General features: G+C 66.2%; 13 protein-coding genes. 7 read left to right on the top strand and 6 right to left on the bottom strand.

All coding sequences use genetic code 11. The annotated features are described in order from the left end of the window. The first annotated feature begins 14 nt into the window (after positions 1-14). Positions 15-500 carry a hypothetical protein gene (locus tag ACQR07_RS22490; RefSeq protein ID WP_434904329.1) on the top strand — a complete coding sequence of 162 codons (486 nt, stop codon included), beginning with the start codon at positions 15-17 and terminating at the stop codon, positions 498-500. 229 nt (positions 501-729) lie between these two features. Here ACQR07_RS22490 and ACQR07_RS22485 read toward each other — a convergent pair whose 3' ends face one another. Both ACQR07_RS22485 and ACQR07_RS22480 read right to left on the bottom strand, forming a co-directional pair. Next, positions 730-1,629: a methylated-DNA--[protein]-cysteine S-methyltransferase gene (locus ACQR07_RS22485; RefSeq protein WP_434904328.1), complete on the bottom strand. Its 900-nt coding sequence runs from the start codon at positions 1,627-1,629 to the stop codon at positions 730-732. 326 nt (positions 1,630-1,955) lie between these two features. After that, positions 1,956-2,489: a DUF2244 domain-containing protein gene (locus tag ACQR07_RS22480; protein WP_434904327.1), complete on the bottom strand. Its 534-nt coding sequence runs from the start codon at positions 2,487-2,489 to the stop codon at positions 1,956-1,958. Positions 2,490-2,511: 22 nt separating this feature from the next. Here ACQR07_RS22480 and nth point away from each other — a divergent pair, with 22 nt between their 5' ends. From nth to ACQR07_RS22460, 4 genes are all read left to right on the top strand, one after another. Then, positions 2,512-3,357 carry an endonuclease III gene (nth, locus tag ACQR07_RS22475; RefSeq protein WP_434904326.1) on the top strand — a complete coding sequence of 282 codons (846 nt, stop codon included), beginning with the start codon at positions 2,512-2,514 and terminating at the stop codon, positions 3,355-3,357. A gap of 228 nt (positions 3,358-3,585) precedes the next feature. After that, a complete protein-coding gene (locus ACQR07_RS22470; protein ID WP_434904325.1) occupies positions 3,586-4,638 on the top strand; it encodes a type III polyketide synthase in 1,053 nt (350 codons plus the stop codon). Beyond that, positions 4,635-5,156 (top strand): isoprenylcysteine carboxyl methyltransferase family protein, encoded by a 522-nt coding sequence (locus ACQR07_RS22465; RefSeq protein WP_434869625.1) that lies wholly within the window; start codon positions 4,635-4,637, stop codon positions 5,154-5,156. The genes ACQR07_RS22470 and ACQR07_RS22465 overlap by 4 nt, the downstream gene beginning before the upstream one ends. Further along, entirely contained in the window at positions 5,153-6,769 is a 1,617-nt protein-coding gene (locus ACQR07_RS22460; protein ID WP_434904324.1) for a DHA2 family efflux MFS transporter permease subunit, read from the top strand. Before ACQR07_RS22465 ends, ACQR07_RS22460 begins: the two co-directional genes overlap by 4 nt. On the opposite strand, the gene ACQR07_RS22455 is transcribed toward ACQR07_RS22460, so the two are convergent. Beyond that, complete coding sequence (locus ACQR07_RS22455) at positions 6,707-7,459, bottom strand: sulfate transporter family protein (protein WP_434904323.1); 753 nt, start codon at positions 7,457-7,459, stop codon at positions 6,707-6,709. The genes ACQR07_RS22460 and ACQR07_RS22455 overlap by 63 nt on opposite strands. A 210-nt stretch (positions 7,460-7,669) precedes the next feature. Next, positions 7,670-10,159 carry a heavy metal translocating P-type ATPase gene (locus ACQR07_RS22450; RefSeq protein WP_434904322.1) on the bottom strand — a complete coding sequence of 830 codons (2,490 nt, stop codon included), beginning with the start codon at positions 10,157-10,159 and terminating at the stop codon, positions 7,670-7,672. A gap of 249 nt (positions 10,160-10,408) precedes the next feature. Between ACQR07_RS22450 and ACQR07_RS22445 the strand changes: the two genes are divergently transcribed. Beyond that, positions 10,409-10,684, top strand: a complete 276-nt coding sequence (locus tag ACQR07_RS22445; protein ID WP_434869630.1) for a metal-sensitive transcriptional regulator — start codon at positions 10,409-10,411, stop codon at positions 10,682-10,684. A gap of 225 nt (positions 10,685-10,909) precedes the next feature. Here ACQR07_RS22445 and ACQR07_RS22440 read toward each other — a convergent pair whose 3' ends face one another. After that, entirely contained in the window at positions 10,910-11,884 is a 975-nt protein-coding gene (locus ACQR07_RS22440; protein ID WP_434904321.1) for a YiiX/YebB-like N1pC/P60 family cysteine hydrolase, read from the bottom strand. 194 nt (positions 11,885-12,078) lie between these two features. On the opposite strand from ACQR07_RS22440, the gene ACQR07_RS22435 reads away from it, so the two are divergent. Then, positions 12,079-13,485 (top strand): flavin monoamine oxidase family protein, encoded by a 1,407-nt coding sequence (locus ACQR07_RS22435; protein ID WP_434904320.1) that lies wholly within the window; start codon positions 12,079-12,081, stop codon positions 13,483-13,485. 440 nt (positions 13,486-13,925) lie between these two features. On the opposite strand, the gene ACQR07_RS22430 is transcribed toward ACQR07_RS22435, so the two are convergent. Continuing rightward, a complete protein-coding gene (locus ACQR07_RS22430; protein WP_434904319.1) occupies positions 13,926-14,870 on the bottom strand; it encodes an MBL fold metallo-hydrolase in 945 nt (314 codons plus the stop codon). Positions 14,871-14,886: the final 16 nt, after the last annotated feature.

Raw genomic sequence — 14,886 nt, 5'->3', positions numbered from 1 at the left:
GGGGAGGAGAACAGGTGAATATTGAAATTGAATGGCAGCAACCAATTGAAATCACGCGCCAGAGAAAGTTGTTGTTCGATGCCAACAGCATTCCTGCAGAGATTGAAGCGAGGCCGGGCGTTTATTTCTTCTCACGCGTTTTTGGCAACATTGTTGAACCGTTCTATATCGGCCAATCAACCAATATTCGAAAGCGTCTCAAGGAAAATCTTCAGTCTGCAAAAATACGGGAAGCCATTCGCGAAACAGAAGTAGTTCAATCAGTTAGGAAAGGCGTTCGCTGGTTTAGCTATGGCTATCTGCTTCCATCCAAGGGGCCTCGCAATACTGAGGCCGTATTGCTCCTTGTAGAGCGCTATCTGATCCGTCAAGCGTTGGCTGATGGACACGGACTGATCAATCATAGAGGCACAAAGTTCAAGACCCACAACATCACTTTCATCGGTTCAAGCGAAGAACGGCGCGTGTTTGGAAAGTCGGCAGAGATACCGGTTGAATAGTCTCAGACATTCTGGAGTAGAAATGTCTGAATATGGTCGCGTGCGACCGGAACGGGGTGTTTCGCTTTGCAAAAGCCCGCTGTGATGCTCGCGACAGCGGGGCCGTATTCCGAGACGGGTGTGAGGTTCGCGAGGTCGTTGATTACTGGATCGTCCGCTTTCGCGTACGATGATATCGGGGGCGGTGGTGGCACCGTGTTCGTCGAAGGCGTGTCGATGTTTCGGCGTCCTACCCCATCCCCACCTGCCCAGCCTCCCACCCGATCATCGCCTGCTTGCGGGTCAGTCCCCAATGATACCCCGTCAGCGCCCCCGTCTTGCCCAGCGCGCGATGGCACGGGACGACGAACGAGATCGGGTTCTTGCCCACCGCCGCGCCCACCGCGCGCGAGGCCTTCGGCGACTCCAGCCTCGTCGCGATGTCGGAGTAGCAAACCGCCCGCCCCATGGGGATCTTGAGCAGGGTTTCCCAGACGCGGACTTCGAAGTCGGTGCCGATCAGGACGACGCGCAAGGGCTGGTCGGGGCGCCACAGGGTCTTGTCGAAGATGCGCTGGGCGAGGCCGGCGGTGCCGGGGACGTCCTCGACGTAGGATGCGCGCGGCCAGCGGCTCTTCATGTCTGATAGTGCGGAGGCCTCTTCGCCGGGGTCGGCGAAGGCGAGGCCGGCGAGGCCGCGCGGGGTGGCCATGACCAGTGCGAGGCCGAACGGGCAGGGGTGGAAGCCGTAGCGGAGCGTGGTGCCGGCGCCGCCGGTCTTCCATTCGCCGGGGGACATCGCCTCGTGGGTGACGAACAGGTCGTGCAGGCGCCCGGGGCCCGATAGCCCCGAGTCGAGCGCGGCGTCGAGCACGCTGGCCGAGCCTTTCAAGAGGCCCTTGGCGTGGTCGAGCGTCAGCGCCTGCATGAAGGCTTTGGGTGTCAGGCCGGCCCAGCGGCGGAACAGGTGGTGCAGTTCGTCCGGGGTGAGGCTCGCGGCATCGGCCATGTCCTCGATGGCCGGCTGGCGGCGCCAGTGCTCCGAGATGAACGCGATCGCGCGGCGCACGGCGTCGTAGTCGCGCAAATCGGCGGATTGTTGCGGGCCCGGCTTGGCCAGGGCGGAATCGTGAATGGCGAGGGTCATCATGAGTCCGGATGTAGGGCGGCCGGGGAGGGGACTCCACCCGATTTCTGATTGGGGGGCTAGGGGTCGTGCGATCGGTTTGGCCTGAACCGGGACTTTCCCGGCTTGCTCCGTCATTCCGGGGCATCGCGCAGCGATGAGCCCGGAATCCATAACCACAGACAGACGTGTGAGGCGAGATGCCCACGCCTCGCGTGCCGCACACCACGTCCTGTGGGTATGGGTTCCGGGCTCGCGCTGCGCGCGCCCCGGAACGACGCTGGAGGTGATGGCGGGGGCTTCCGCCTGGATAACAGCTCGCCGAGCAGTCCAGCCGGCCCGCTGGACCGCTACAGCGGATTATACACCGGCCCGCGCTTCGCGGCCTGCAGCCCTGCCGTCAGCGCCCTGGCAAAGCTCGCCTTCTCCTCCGGGCCCAAAAAACTCGCGATGGCCACGCGGTGGCCGCGGGCGACGAGGTAGAGGTTTTCGATGCCGAATTCCTCGTGGCTGACCATGTCGAGCTTCACCCAGAGCGGGTTGAAGCGCCATTCCATGACGTGGCCCTTGTGGCTGACGCGGCGCAGGCGCAGCTCGGTCAGGGTGACCGAGACGTCCTCATAGGCGTTGGCGCGGCGGAAGTTGACCTTGAAGGCCCAGTAGATCGCGAGCGCGTCGAGGCCGAAGAAGCCGAGCACCGGCCAGGCGCCCATCAGCAGCGAGGCGAGGCCGCCGATGAAGCTGATGGCGCAGACCACGGCCATCAGCACCAGGAAGCCGGTCCGGCCGAGCGAGCGGTGCGGCGTCAGCCGGGCTGCGAACAGCTCGGGATCAGCGGCGGCGGTGCCGGTCTCCTGATACGCAAAAGCATTGCCTGGCGTCATGGGGCCTCAGTATACCCGGATCATGGCCAAAATCACCCGCCCCCAACGCGCCAAGCCAACCCCGGTTCGCACGCCCGCCAAAAAGGCTGCCAAGGCTGCTCCCAAAGCGGCGTCCAAGATGGCGTCAAAGACCGCTGCGAAAACGGCCGTCAAGGCGCTGAAAAAGCCGTCCAGCAAGGCGGCGAAGGCCGCTCCGGCCGCGCCGGCCAAGACAGCGTTGAAGGCCACAAAACCCTGGACCCCGGCCGAGATCCGCGAGGCCTTCAGCCGATTCGCCGCGTCGAATCCGGAGCCCAGAGGCGAGCTCGAACATCTCAACCCGTACACGCTGCTGGTCGCCGTGGTGCTGTCGGCGCAGGCGACCGACGCCGGCGTCAACAAGGCAACGCGGCCGCTGTTTGCAATTGCCGACACGCCGCAGAAGATGATCGCGCTCGGCGAGGATCAGCTGCGCGAGTACATCAAGACCATCGGCCTCTATCGCACCAAGGCCAAGAACGTCATCGCGCTCTCGGAGAAGCTGATCGCCGAGTTCGGCGGCGAGGTGCCGCGCACGCGCGCGGAGCTGGAATCGCTGCCGGGCGCGGGACGCAAGACCGCGAATGTCGTGCTCAACATGGCGTTCGGCGAGCACACCATGGCGGTCGACACCCACGTGTTCCGCGTCGGCAACCGCACGGGATTGGCGCCGGGCAAGACGCCGCTTGAGGTCGAGCTCGGGCTCGAGAAGGTGATCCCGGCCGAGTTCATGCTGCACGCCCATCACTGGTTGATCCTGCACGGCCGCTACACCTGTCTCGCGCGCAAGCCACGCTGCGAGCTGTGCCTGATCAAGGATCTCTGCCGCTGGCCCCAGAAGACCGCCTGAGGCGGAGAAGGCCGCCTGAGTACGTTGAGCGCGACGTAAGGTTGCAAATTGAGAACGCGTTTGACAGTCACTTAAGCGTCACGCCGCGACGCCGTCTCACCATCGCCGGGCCACACCGCCGCCCGCTTTGGCCATAAGATGAAACAGGTAATCCGGGCGATGTGAGTGGCGCGTGACAATTTCCGCGTTCTCGGACTGTTTGCGCCGGGACGTGGAAGGATCGATCGCATGGACCATACCGCCGCCCTCGTGTCGCTCGCGACCGCTGTGCCCCCGCATCAGTTTCGCCAGAACGAGGTGATGGAAGCCGCGCGCGTGGTGTTGTCGCCGCGCTTTCCGCAGTTCGACACGATGGCCAGCCTGTTCGCCAACACCGGCATCCGCCAGCGCTACGGCGTCAAGCCGATCGAATGGTACATGGAGCGGCGCGGCTGGCCGGAGCGCACCGAGGCCTATCTCGAAGGCGCCGAGGCGCTGTTCATCGACGCTGCCAACAAGGTGCTGGCGCAGGCCGATCTCACCGCTGCCGAGATCGACACCATCGTCACCGTGAGCTCGACCGGCATCGCGACGCCGACGCTCGAAGCGCGCGTTGCCGGCCGCATGGGCTTTCGCTCCGACGTTTCGCGCGTGCCGGTGTTCGGCCTCGGCTGCGCCGGCGGCGTCTCCGGGCTGTCGATCGCCGCGCGGCTGGCGCAGGCGCGGCCCGGCACCCACGTGCTGATGGTGACGTTCGAGCTGTGCACGCTCGCCGTTCGCCATGACGAGTTGAGCAAAGCCAACATCGTCGCGCTCAGCCTGTTCGGCGACGGTGCCGCGGCCGCGATCCTGCGCGCCGGTGATGGTGGGACTACGCGCGTCGAGGCGACCGGCGAGAAGCTGTGGCCGGATACGCTGGATATCATGGGCTGGAGCGTCGATCCCGAAGGCTTCGGCGTGATCTTCCAGCGCACCATTCCCGATTTCGTCACCGAGAACATGGGCCCCGCGGTCCACGAGATCCTCGGCAACATGAAGCTGCAGGCCACTGACGTCGACCGCTTCGTCTGCCATCCCGGCGGCGCCAAGGTGATCACGGCGCTGGAGCGCGCGCTGTCGCTCGGGCAGGGCACGCTCGATCATGAGCGCGAGATCATCGCCGATTACGGCAACATGTCCGCACCGACGGTGCTGTTCGTGCTGGAGCGCGCCCGCGCGCGCGGTCTGCCGCCGCGCTCGGTGCTGACGGCGCTCGGTCCCGGTTTCACCGCAAGCTGCGTTTCATTGAGGCACGCCGCATGACCTTCGCCGCCTTCGTCCTCGCCCTCGTCACCATGCAGCGGCTCGGCGAGCTCGTGCTCGCCCGCCACAACACCAAGCGCCTGCGCGCCATGGGCGCGGTCGAGATCGGTGCGGATCACTATCCCCTGATGATCTCGATGCATGCGGCCTGGCTGGTGTCGCTGTGGCTGCTCGGCACCGACCAGGAGGTCGATCCCTGGCTGCTCTCGGGCTTCGTGCTGCTGCAGGGTCTGCGCTGGTGGGTGCTGCAGACGCTCGGGCCGCGCTGGACCACGCGCATCATCATCCTGCCGGGTGCGCCGCTGGTGACCGATGGTCCTTATCGCTACATCTCGCATCCGAACTACCTGGTGGTGACGGCGGAGATCGCGCTGCTGCCGCTGGCGCTGCATCTGCCGCTGATCGCGCTGATCTTCTCCGGCCTCAATGCCGCCGTGCTGTTCATCCGCATCCGCGCGGAATCCGAGGCGCTCTCCGGCATTGCTGGCGGCGGCGTCGGTGGCGGCCAGACGGCATGAGCGCACCCGTCGCGCGGGAGGACCGTCCGAGCATCGCGACCTGGCTCGGATTCATCCTGATGTGCGTCGGCATGTTCATGGCCATCCTGGACATCCAGGTGGTGGCGACGTCGCTGCCGACCATCCAGGAGGCGCTCGGCATCACGCCGGACGCGATGAGCTGGATCCAGACGGCGTATCTGATCGCCGAGATCATCGCGATTCCGCTGACCGGCCTGCTCACCCGCGTATTCACCCTGCGCTGGCTGTTTGTCGGCGCGGTGAGCGTATTTACGGCAGCCTCGCTCGGCTGCGCGCTGAGCGGCAGCTTTCACATGCTGCTGGCGTTCCGCGTGCTGCAGGGCTTCTTCGGCGGCCTGCTGATCCCCGTGGTGTTCTCGGCCGTGTTCCTGCTGTTTCCGGCGCGGCTGCATGCTGTGGCGACGACGATCGGCGGCGTCGTCGCGGTGCTCGCGCCGACGATCGGTCCCGTGGTCGGCGGCTTCATCACCAACACCTGGTCGTGGCCGTGGCTGTTCCTGATCAACATCGCGCCCGGCATTCTCGCCGCGACGGTGACGCCGGCGCTGCTGCCGGACGAGCGCCCGCAGCTCGGCGAGCTCGACAAGCTCGATCTTCTGGCGCTGCTGCTGCTCGCGGTGTCGCTGGCGAGCCTCGAGCTTGGATTGAAGGAAGCGCCGAAAGGCGGCTGGCTGTCGTCGAACTGCATCGCGCTGCTGGTGCTCAGCGCATCGTGTCTCACGCTGCTGATCCAGCGCCTGCTGGCCGCGGCACATCCGATCCTCAGGCTCGGCAGCTTCCAGCGCCGCTCGTTCACGCTCGGCTGCATCTCCAGCTTCTGCCTCGGCATCGGCCTGTTCGGCTCGGTCTATCTGATGCCGGTGTTCCTCGCCTTCGTGCGCGGCCACGACGCGTTCGAGATCGGCAAGATCATGCTGGTGACCGGCGTGGCGCAGCTGATCGCGGCCCCCGTCGTGACCGCGCTCGACGGCAAGGTCGATGCGCGGCTGCTGACCGCGTTCGGCTTCCTGCTGTTCAGCGCCGGCCTTGCCGCCAGCGCCTTCCAGCCGGGAACGGCTGATTACGACGAGATGTTCTGGCCGCAGGTGGTGCGCGGCGTCGGCATCATGTTCTGCCTGCTGCCGCCGACGCGGATCGCGCTCGGTGACCTGCCGCAGGCCGAGGTCGCCGATGCCAGCGGGCTGTTCAACCTGATGCGCAATCTCGGCGGCGCCATCGGCATCGCCCTGATCGACACCATCATCTACGGCCGCGTCACCCTGCATGCCCAGGCGTTCCGCGACCGGCTGATGGCCGGCGACAGCGCGGCGGCCAAGGCGATCGGCCTCGCGCCTGAGCTGCTGCGCAACCGGCCGCGCGGCGTCTCGGAGGAGCAGGCCATCGCCTACGTCCGGCCGCTGGTCGAGAAGGCCTCGCTGGCGCTGTGCGTCAACGAGGCCTGGGCGCTGCTCGCCGCGGTCGCGCTGCTCGGCTTCGTGCTGATTCCGTTCGCGGGCAAGGCGGCGAACGCGTCGCCGCGCGCGATGGCGCTAGAGGCTGCGCAGCCGGCGCTCCGGCGACGGCTCGATCAGCTCGGGCCGCGGTCCGGATAGCCGCTTGTGCAGGTGGACCATGAAGGCCATGCCGAACAGCGGCGTCGCCAGGTTCACGATCGGAATGGTGACGAAGGCGGCGATGAACAGCCCCGCGGTGAACACCGTCACTGCATTGTCGCGCCGCATCGCCTTGGCCTCCGCAGGCGAGCGGAAGCGCATCGCGGCGAGCTCGAAATATTCGCGGCCGAGCAGCCAGGCGGTGGCAATGAAGAAGATCACGAGGCCGGCGCCGGCGAGGAACACGAACGGCAGGGCGACCAGATAGACCAGGATGGTGAGCCCCGCCGCCTTCAGGCCTTCGACCATGGCGATGCCGACCGGCAGCGCAGACCCAGGGCGCTCGGCCGGATAGTGCTCGCGCTCGACCAGATCGGCGACGTCGTCGACGAACAGGCTCGCGATCAGCGAGGTGATCGCCGGCATCAGCATGATGCCGCCGAACACGACGCCGAAGCCGGCCGCGATCGAGATGATCCAGGTCAGCACCTCCAAGGTGCCGTGCGAGTTCGGCCCGAGCATCGCCTCGGCCCAGCCTTCGCCAGCGGTGGCGAGCCAGCTCAGCAGCCGCTGCAGCCCGATCGCCAGCACCGTGATCAGCACCAGCGACAGCCCGATCGAGCGCCACAGGATCGAGCGCATCGGCGGCGACAACATCTGCGAAAGCGCCTTGATGGCGGCGTCGATCATGGGTGTGGAACCTCTCTGCTGGACACGCGAAAGCAGGTAGACATGCGGGCGGGGTTCGGCAAGCCCGTCCTCCCCACCGCACGCAAATGCGCCCAGACTGCTTCCTCCGTCATTGCGAGCGCAGCGAAGCAATCCAGGGTGGTGTGCGGGACTCTGGATTGCTTCGTCGCTTCGCTCCTCGCAATGACGGAGGATAGGCCTTCCGTCACCTCACAGACTCGTCGCCCGCAGCCGCAGCGCATTCCCGACCACGCTCACCGACGACAGCGACATCGCCGCCGCCGCGATGATCGGCGACAGCAGGATGCCGAACACCGGATAGAGAATGCCCGCCGCGATCGGGATGCCGGCCGCGTTGTAGATGAACGCGAAGAACAGGTTCTGGCGGATGTTGCGCATCACGGCCGCCGACAGCCTGCGCGCCCTCGCGATGCCGCCGAGATCGCCCTGCAAGAGCGTGACGCCGGCGCTCTCCATCGCCACATCCGTGCCGGTGCCCATGGCGATGCCGACATCGGCGGCCGCCAGCGCCGGCGCGTCGTTGACGCCGTCGCCGGCCATCGCGACCACCTTGCCGCTGGCGCGTAGACGCGCGACGACGGCGCTCTTCTGCTCCGGCAGCACCTCGGCCTCGACCTCGGTGATGCCGATTTTTCGAGCGACCGCGGTGGCTGTGGTGCGGTTGTCGCCGGTCAGCATGATCACCTTGATGCCGTCGGCCGCGAGCGCCTTCAGCGCGTCCTGTGTCGACGCCTTCACCGGATCGGCAATCGCGAACAACGCGGCGGGCTTGCCATCGACAGCCATCGTGATCACGGTCGCGCCCTCGCTGCGCAACCGTTTGCTCTCGACGCCGAGCGTATCGGTGATGATGCCGAGCGAGGCCAGATAGGTGGCATTGCCGAGCACGATCGTCTTGCCGTCGACCTCGCCGCGCGCGCCCTTGCCGGTCGGCGCGTCGAAGTTCTTCACGTCGGCCAGCTTGAGCTTGCGCTCGCTGGCGTGACGCACGATCGCCTCGGCCAGCGGATGCTCGCTGGCGCGCTCGACGCTGGCGGCGAGCCTGAGCGCCTCGGCCTCGTCGAAACCCTGAGCGGTGACGATGCTTGTTACTTTCGGCTTGCCTTCGGTCAGCGTGCCGGTCTTGTCGACCACCAGCGTATCGACCTTCTCCATCCGCTCCAGCGCCTCGGCGCTCTTGATCAGCACGCCGGCCTGGGCACCGCGGCCGACGCCGACCATGATCGACATCGGCGTCGCCAGCCCCAGCGCGCAGGGGCAGGCGATGATCAGCACGCTCACCGCGGCCACGAGGCCGAAGGCGAAGCGTGGCTCTGGGCCGAACGCGTACCACGCGACGAACGCGGTGATGGCGGCGGCGATCACCGTCGGCACGAACCAGCCGGCGACCTGGTCGGCGAGCCGCTGGATCGGCGCGCGCGAGCGCTGCGCGTCGGCGACCATCTGCACGATCTGCGACAGCAAGGTTTCGCGCCCGACCTTGTCGGCGCGCATCACGAAGCTGCCGGTCTGGTTCAAGGTGCCGGCGATGACGCGCTCGCCTTCGTCCTTGGTCACCGGCATCGATTCGCCAGTGACGAGCGATTCGTCGAGCGAGGAGCGGCCTTCGAGGATGGTGCCGTCGACCGGCACCTTCTCGCCGGGCCGCACGCGCAACTGGTCGCCGACGGCGAGATCGGCGATCTCCACCTCGTGGTCATTGCCGTCGGCATCGAGCCGGCGCGCGGTCTTCGGCGCGAGCTGCAACAGCGCCTTGATCGCGCCCGAGGTCGCCTCGCGCGCGCGCAGCTCCAGCACTTGGCCGAGCAGCACGAGGATGGTGATGACCGAGGCCGCCTCGAAATACACCGACACTGCGCCGCCATGGCCGCGGAACGCCGGCGGAAACGCCTGCGGCGCCAGCGTCGCGATCACGCTGTAGACATAGGCCACGCCCGTGCCCATCGCGATCAAGGTGAACATGTTGAGATTACGGGTCTGGATCGATTGCCAGCCGCGCACGAAGAACGGCCAGCCGGCCCACAGCACCACCGGCGTCGCCAGCGCGAACTGGATCCAGTTCGACAGCACCGGATCGATCAGGCCGTGGCCGCCGACGATGTGCCCGCCCATCTCCAGCACCACCACGGGTGCTGCGAGCACCGCACCGATCCAGAACCGCCGCGTCATGTCGGCGAGCTCGGGATTGGGCGCATCGTCGAGGCTGATGACATCGGGCTCCAGCGCCATGCCGCAGATCGGGCAGGTGCCCGGGCCTTCCTGCCGGATCTCCGGATGCATAGGGCAGGTGTAGATCGTGCCCGCCGGCATCTCCGGCGGCGGCTCGCGCTCGCCGAGATATTTGTCGGGATCGGCCGCGAACTTGGTGCGGCAGCCGGCGGAGCAGAAATGGAAGGTCTCGCCCTGATGCTCGAAGCGGTGCTTCGACGTCACGGGATCGACGGACATGCCGCAGACGGGATCGATGACCTTGGCCTGATCGTGCTGATGAGCATGATGGTCATGGCCGCCGCAGCATGAGTCTGCAGCGGCCGGCGCGAGATACTTCGCGGGATCGGCCGCAAACTTAGTGCGGCAACCGGCGGAGCAGAAGTGAAACGTCTGGCCGTCATGCTCGAAGCGGTGCTTCGAGGTCGCGGGGTCGACCGACATACCGCAGACCGGGTCCTTCACCTTCACGGGCTCGGATGCCGCATGGTCGTGACCGCCGCAGCACGCGCCCGCCGCCGCCGCCGGCACGGCCTCGGCACGATCGCTGCAACAGCTGTCTGACGTCGCTTCCTTGTGTCCGGTTTGCGCCGCATCGACGTGCGATCCGCAGCCGCACCCGCCAGCAGTGCCTGCTGCGGCACCATGCCCGTGTCCGGTTTCCGACATTGCCCAGCCTCGCCTCTTGAAACCTATACCCAGTAGGGGTATATAGGCCGCATGCGCGACGACATCAAGACATCCTGTCAGAAACGTTTGAGCCGGATCGAAGGGCAGGTCAGGGGCCTGTCCAAGATGGTCGAGGACAACCGCTACTGCATCGACATCGTGACCCAGATCTCCGCCGTCCGGGCGGCGCTCCGCCGCGTCGAGGAGGAGATCCTGCGCGACCACGTCGCGCATTGCGTCGAGCACGCGATCGCCGCGGGCGACAAGGCCGATCAGCGCCAGAAGATCGCGGAGCTGATGGACGTGATCAGCCGGTCGGATCGCTAATCTTCGTAGTTGGCCAGCGAACTCTTAGCCACGGTCTCGGGTGAGGGGGTACGGTCTCACCACGAATAATCCCCGTGCGGCTGCCCCTCACCCCAACCCTCTCCCCGCAAGAGCGGGGCGAGGGAGCGCACTGCGCTCCTTGTTAGACCTTGCGATACATCTTCGGAAACTTGCCCCGCTTGTTTACGGGCGAGAACGCTAGGTTTCATCGCCCCTATCGGTAGCTCACACCGCAACCTTGCGGCGGCGGGCGGCGGGACGTGGCGGCAGTTTTCGCACCGGCTCGGCGATGAGGAAATGCTCGCTGACGACAAGCTGCTCGCCGAGCTCTGCGACTACTTCCGCAGCCGCAGCCGGCTGCGCCGCCTCTTCGTCAGCCGCTTCAGGAACGAGCGGCGGCGAAACGATAGTCCCTGGAAACACACTGAACTGGCCCGCTACCTCCGCGAGCGGCTTCTGCTTGTCAGCCCAGTGAAGCGTGGTGTAGTCGAAGCCGTTGACGATGGTCGGCTTGACGATCTCGAAATAGGGCGAGATGTCGAAGTCGCGCGGCATGTACAGCGATGAATCGCGGATGTGCAGGATCTCGCGCTTGGCCCGCCGCGACGGCGCCCGCGTGATCTTCGGCAGGATCGGATAGCGCACCGCGTCGAACGCCTGCGCGATCAGCGCCGAGCAGATCATCTTGGTCGGGTCGCCGGAGCCGAGCGCGATCATGCGCCGCCGCCAACGCTGCGGGACCGGCAGCGGAACCAGGAAGCGCATCAGGTCGATGATGTTCTTGGTGTCGTAGCCGAAGCCGATGCGGTTGATGGCGTAGCGGCAGACGGTGTGGCGGTCCTCGAAGGTGAGGCCGACGGGACGGCACACGCGGGTGTGATAGGCGAAGTATTTCGACAGCGGCGCCGAGATCACGCCATCGCCGACATAGGCCTCGACCAGCACGTGCGGCTCGCCGTCGGGCTCGACAGCGCCGTCGATCGGGCCGACATAGAGCGCGGCGTGCGACCAGGTCGACTGCGTGAGGTACTTGATGATGCCGGAGATGCGGCTGTTGCCTTCGACCAGCAGCACGTCGCCGGGCTGGATGTCCTTGCGAAGGTAATCTGGATCGCTGGGCGTGAACGGTTCATACCCCGGTATCTCCTTCTGGAGATACGCGGCAAGCAGCTTGCCGATCTGATCGAGCACGATACCCATAACGCTCCCCGGACGACCTTGGCCGGCCGCCTGCGTGTTCCCTTCTTCCATGATGGTCGATTGCGGTTGCAATTTGGTTCATAGTCGAAGCGTCCCAGATGGTAGCCTGTTTACCATCCCGGTTGCCGCAGGGCGGCAGATGCGCCAAAACTTGTCGTGAACGCGTTGCTTTCAAAGCTTTCGGAAACCATGTCATGAGCTTCACGCGCCGCGGCTTCCTCTCCGCGTCCGCGGCGCTGGCCGCACTGCCCGCGCTTAGTCGCACCGCACACGCTGCCGTTCCACGCGAGGCCGACATCGTCGTGATCGGGGCGGGGGCTGCCGGGATCGCCGCCGCCCGCCGCATCGTCGCGGCCAACCGCAAGGTGATCCTGCTCGAGGCGGCGGCGCAGATCGGCGGGCGCTGCAGCACGGACTCCGCCACCTTCGGCGTGCCGTTCGACCGCGGCGCGCGCTGGCTGCTCAATGCCGACAGCAATCCGATCAGCAAGCTCGCCCGCGGCGCCGGCCTCGATGTGCTGGCCGCGCCGGTCGGCCAGAAGGTCCGCGTCGGCCGGCGCAATGCGCGCCCCGGGGAGACCGAGCAATTCCTGGCCGGGCTCGTCCGCGCCAACCGCGCCATCGACGAGGCGTCGCGCGGCAAGCTCGATACGTCCTGCGCGGCCGCCTTGCCGAAGGATCTTGGCGATTGGACCAGCACGGCCGCTTTCGTGCTCGGCGCCAGCGCGACGAGTAAGGATCTCGCCGATCTCTCGGTGATGGACAAGGCGCGCGCACAGGATCGGAGCGCGCCGCTGGCGTGCCGCCAGGGCCTCGGCACGCTCGTCAGCAAGCTCGGTGAGTCGCTGCCGCTGGCGCTGTCGACACCCGCGACACGGATCGTGTGGAGCAACCGCGACGTCGCGGTCGAGACGCCGGCGGGCCGGATTGCGACCCGCGCCGTGATTCTCACGGTGTCCACCAACGTACTGGCCTCGGGCGCCATCAAGTTCACGCCCGAGCTGCCGAAGCGGCAGCTCGACGCCGCGGCCAAGCTCAGCCTCGGCAGCATGGATCGCATCGCGCTGATGCTGACGGGCAATCCGCTCGGTCTGTCGCGCGACGAGGTCATCATCGAGCAGAGCAACTCGAACCGGACAGGTCTTCTGCTCGCCAATATCGGCGGATCGTCGCTGTGCACCGTCGATGTATCAGGCAGCTTCGGACGCGAGCTATCAGCTCAGGGCGAGGCGGCGATGGCAGCATTCGCGAAGGAATGGATCGCCAAGCTGTTCGGCAGCGAAGCCGCTGCGGCCATAAAATCGTCAGCGGCGACGCGCTGGAATCAGGTACCGGGCGTGCTCGGTGCGATGTCGGCCGCGGCGCCTGGCAACCAGGGCGCCCGGAAGATTCTCGGCGAGCCGCTCGGGCCGCTGTTCCTCGCCGGCGAAGCCACCCATGAAACGCTGTGGGGCACGGTCGACGGCGCCTGGGAGTCCGGCGAGCGCACCGCCGAAGCCGCGCTGCGCCGGATCGGTGCGTTGAAGGATCCCGAGCCGGAGCAGAGCGAAAAGCGTCCGCGGCGTCGGGGCAAGCTGCGGTCGGCGTCGCCGGAGGATTGAAGTCGAGCTGATCGCATTGCCTGTATGGTGGGCAAAGGCGCAGCCGCGCTGTCTCCATGGTCTAGACCGTCGTGGCGCCGGGCCCACCATCTTGCTGATGAGTTCGCCGATGGATGGTGAGCACGCTGCCGCCTTGCGGCGGCCGCTATGCCGATCCTCGGGACTGTATGCTCGCTGCATTTCGAGGCAGGAGAACGGTTCCGGTGCGCATGAATGCGCCCTCTCCCCTTGTGGGAGAGGGCATGTAGGACAGTGCGGCAAACTCGGTTGGGTGAGGGGTATCTCTCCACGAGCATGGTCTGCGGAGAGATACCCCTCACCCAACCGCATGTGTCGATAAGCCGGCGATGCCCTCTCCCACAAGGGGAGAGGGCGCATTCATGTGCACCGGGCTCGCCTCCGATAGAAGAAAGCGTTTCAACAAATCGCTGCTATGTCGACTACACCGGCAGTTTTAACTCCATCAGATCCTTCGCCACCACGATGCGGCCCGTGTAGTTCTTCTTGACGTCGCGGGTCCAGTCCTCGTCGGTCACTTCGGGATCATCGCCCGGCACAAAATGGCTCAGCACCAGCGTCTTGACGCCTGCGGCCGCGGCGATGCGTCCGACATCCTCGGTGGTCGTGTGGCTTTCGAGCAGGTGCTTCTTGAGCGTCGAGCCGTTCCTGGTCTTGATCACCAGACGGTCGACCGCGGGCACATACAGGCATTCGTGCACCAGCACGTCGGCGCCCTTGGCAAACTCGGCAAGCTTTGGATTGTAGGCGGTATCGCTGGAGAACACGATCGTGCCCTCGGCTGTCTCGAACTTGTAGGCGAAATTGTCGGTGATCGGCGGGTGCGGCGTGCGGAACGCCGTGACCGTCACATCGGACGTCTTCAGCACGACGCCATCGGCGTCGATGTCCTTTGCGATCAGAAGCGGCCGCGGATCGGGGCGGCCCTCGTCCTCGATGCGGGTGTCGACGTCGAACTTGTTGGTGGCCCAGAAGTTGCGGGTCATCTCTTCCAGCCCCTTCGGGCCGAACGACTGGATCGGCGTCGACAACCCTGCCGCCCAGGCATTGTAGACGAGGTTGCCGTATTCCAGATTGTGATCAGAATGATGGTGGCTGATCAGGATGTACTTCACCGACGGGATCGGCACGCCGGCACTGACGAGCTGGCGGCTGACGCCCATGCCGCAATCGATCACGAACGGCGTGCCGTTGACAACGACGAGGTTGGCCGGGTTCGAGGCGCCGACGCCGACGCGCGGCCCGCCCTTGGTGCCGAGAAAGACGATGCGCGTGCCGGTCTTCGTGCCTTGTGCGAACACCGAAGGCGCTGCGATGGCTCCGGCCGAGCCCAACGTCAGCGAGAGCATCGTGCGGCGATTGATCATGGTGTCCTCCCGATTG

Origin of the sequence: Bradyrhizobium sp. HKCCYLS20291, from assembly GCF_051167715.1 — a bacterium.
In the GTDB taxonomy this organism is placed as follows: Bacteria; Pseudomonadota; Alphaproteobacteria; order Rhizobiales; family Xanthobacteraceae; genus Bradyrhizobium.
Note: the sequence above shows the minus strand (reverse complement) of the source record. Positions and strands in the feature narration are given on the sequence as shown.

What these genes read in the sequence shown, in the direction of transcription:
- ACQR07_RS22485 (WP_434904328.1), bottom strand. Translation starts at nt 1,629, where the DNA reads ATGATGACCCTCGCCATTCACGATTCCGCCCTGGCCAAGCCGGGCCCG.
- ACQR07_RS22480 (WP_434904327.1), bottom strand. Translation starts at nt 2,489, where the DNA reads ATGACGCCAGGCAATGCTTTTGCGTATCAGGAGACCGGCACCGCCGCC.
- nth (WP_434904326.1), top strand. Translation starts at nt 2,512, where the DNA reads ATGGCCAAAATCACCCGCCCCCAACGCGCCAAGCCAACCCCGGTTCGC.
- ACQR07_RS22470 (WP_434904325.1), top strand. Translation starts at nt 3,586, where the DNA reads ATGGACCATACCGCCGCCCTCGTGTCGCTCGCGACCGCTGTGCCCCCG.
- ACQR07_RS22465 (WP_434869625.1), top strand. Translation starts at nt 4,635, where the DNA reads ATGACCTTCGCCGCCTTCGTCCTCGCCCTCGTCACCATGCAGCGGCTC.
- ACQR07_RS22460 (WP_434904324.1), top strand. Translation starts at nt 5,153, where the DNA reads ATGAGCGCACCCGTCGCGCGGGAGGACCGTCCGAGCATCGCGACCTGG.
- ACQR07_RS22455 (WP_434904323.1), bottom strand. Translation starts at nt 7,459, where the DNA reads ATGATCGACGCCGCCATCAAGGCGCTTTCGCAGATGTTGTCGCCGCCG.
- ACQR07_RS22445 (WP_434869630.1), top strand. Translation starts at nt 10,409, where the DNA reads ATGCGCGACGACATCAAGACATCCTGTCAGAAACGTTTGAGCCGGATC.
- ACQR07_RS22440 (WP_434904321.1), bottom strand. Translation starts at nt 11,884, where the DNA reads ATGGGTATCGTGCTCGATCAGATCGGCAAGCTGCTTGCCGCGTATCTC.
- ACQR07_RS22435 (WP_434904320.1), top strand. Translation starts at nt 12,079, where the DNA reads ATGAGCTTCACGCGCCGCGGCTTCCTCTCCGCGTCCGCGGCGCTGGCC.
- ACQR07_RS22430 (WP_434904319.1), bottom strand. Translation starts at nt 14,870, where the DNA reads ATGATCAATCGCCGCACGATGCTCTCGCTGACGTTGGGCTCGGCCGGA.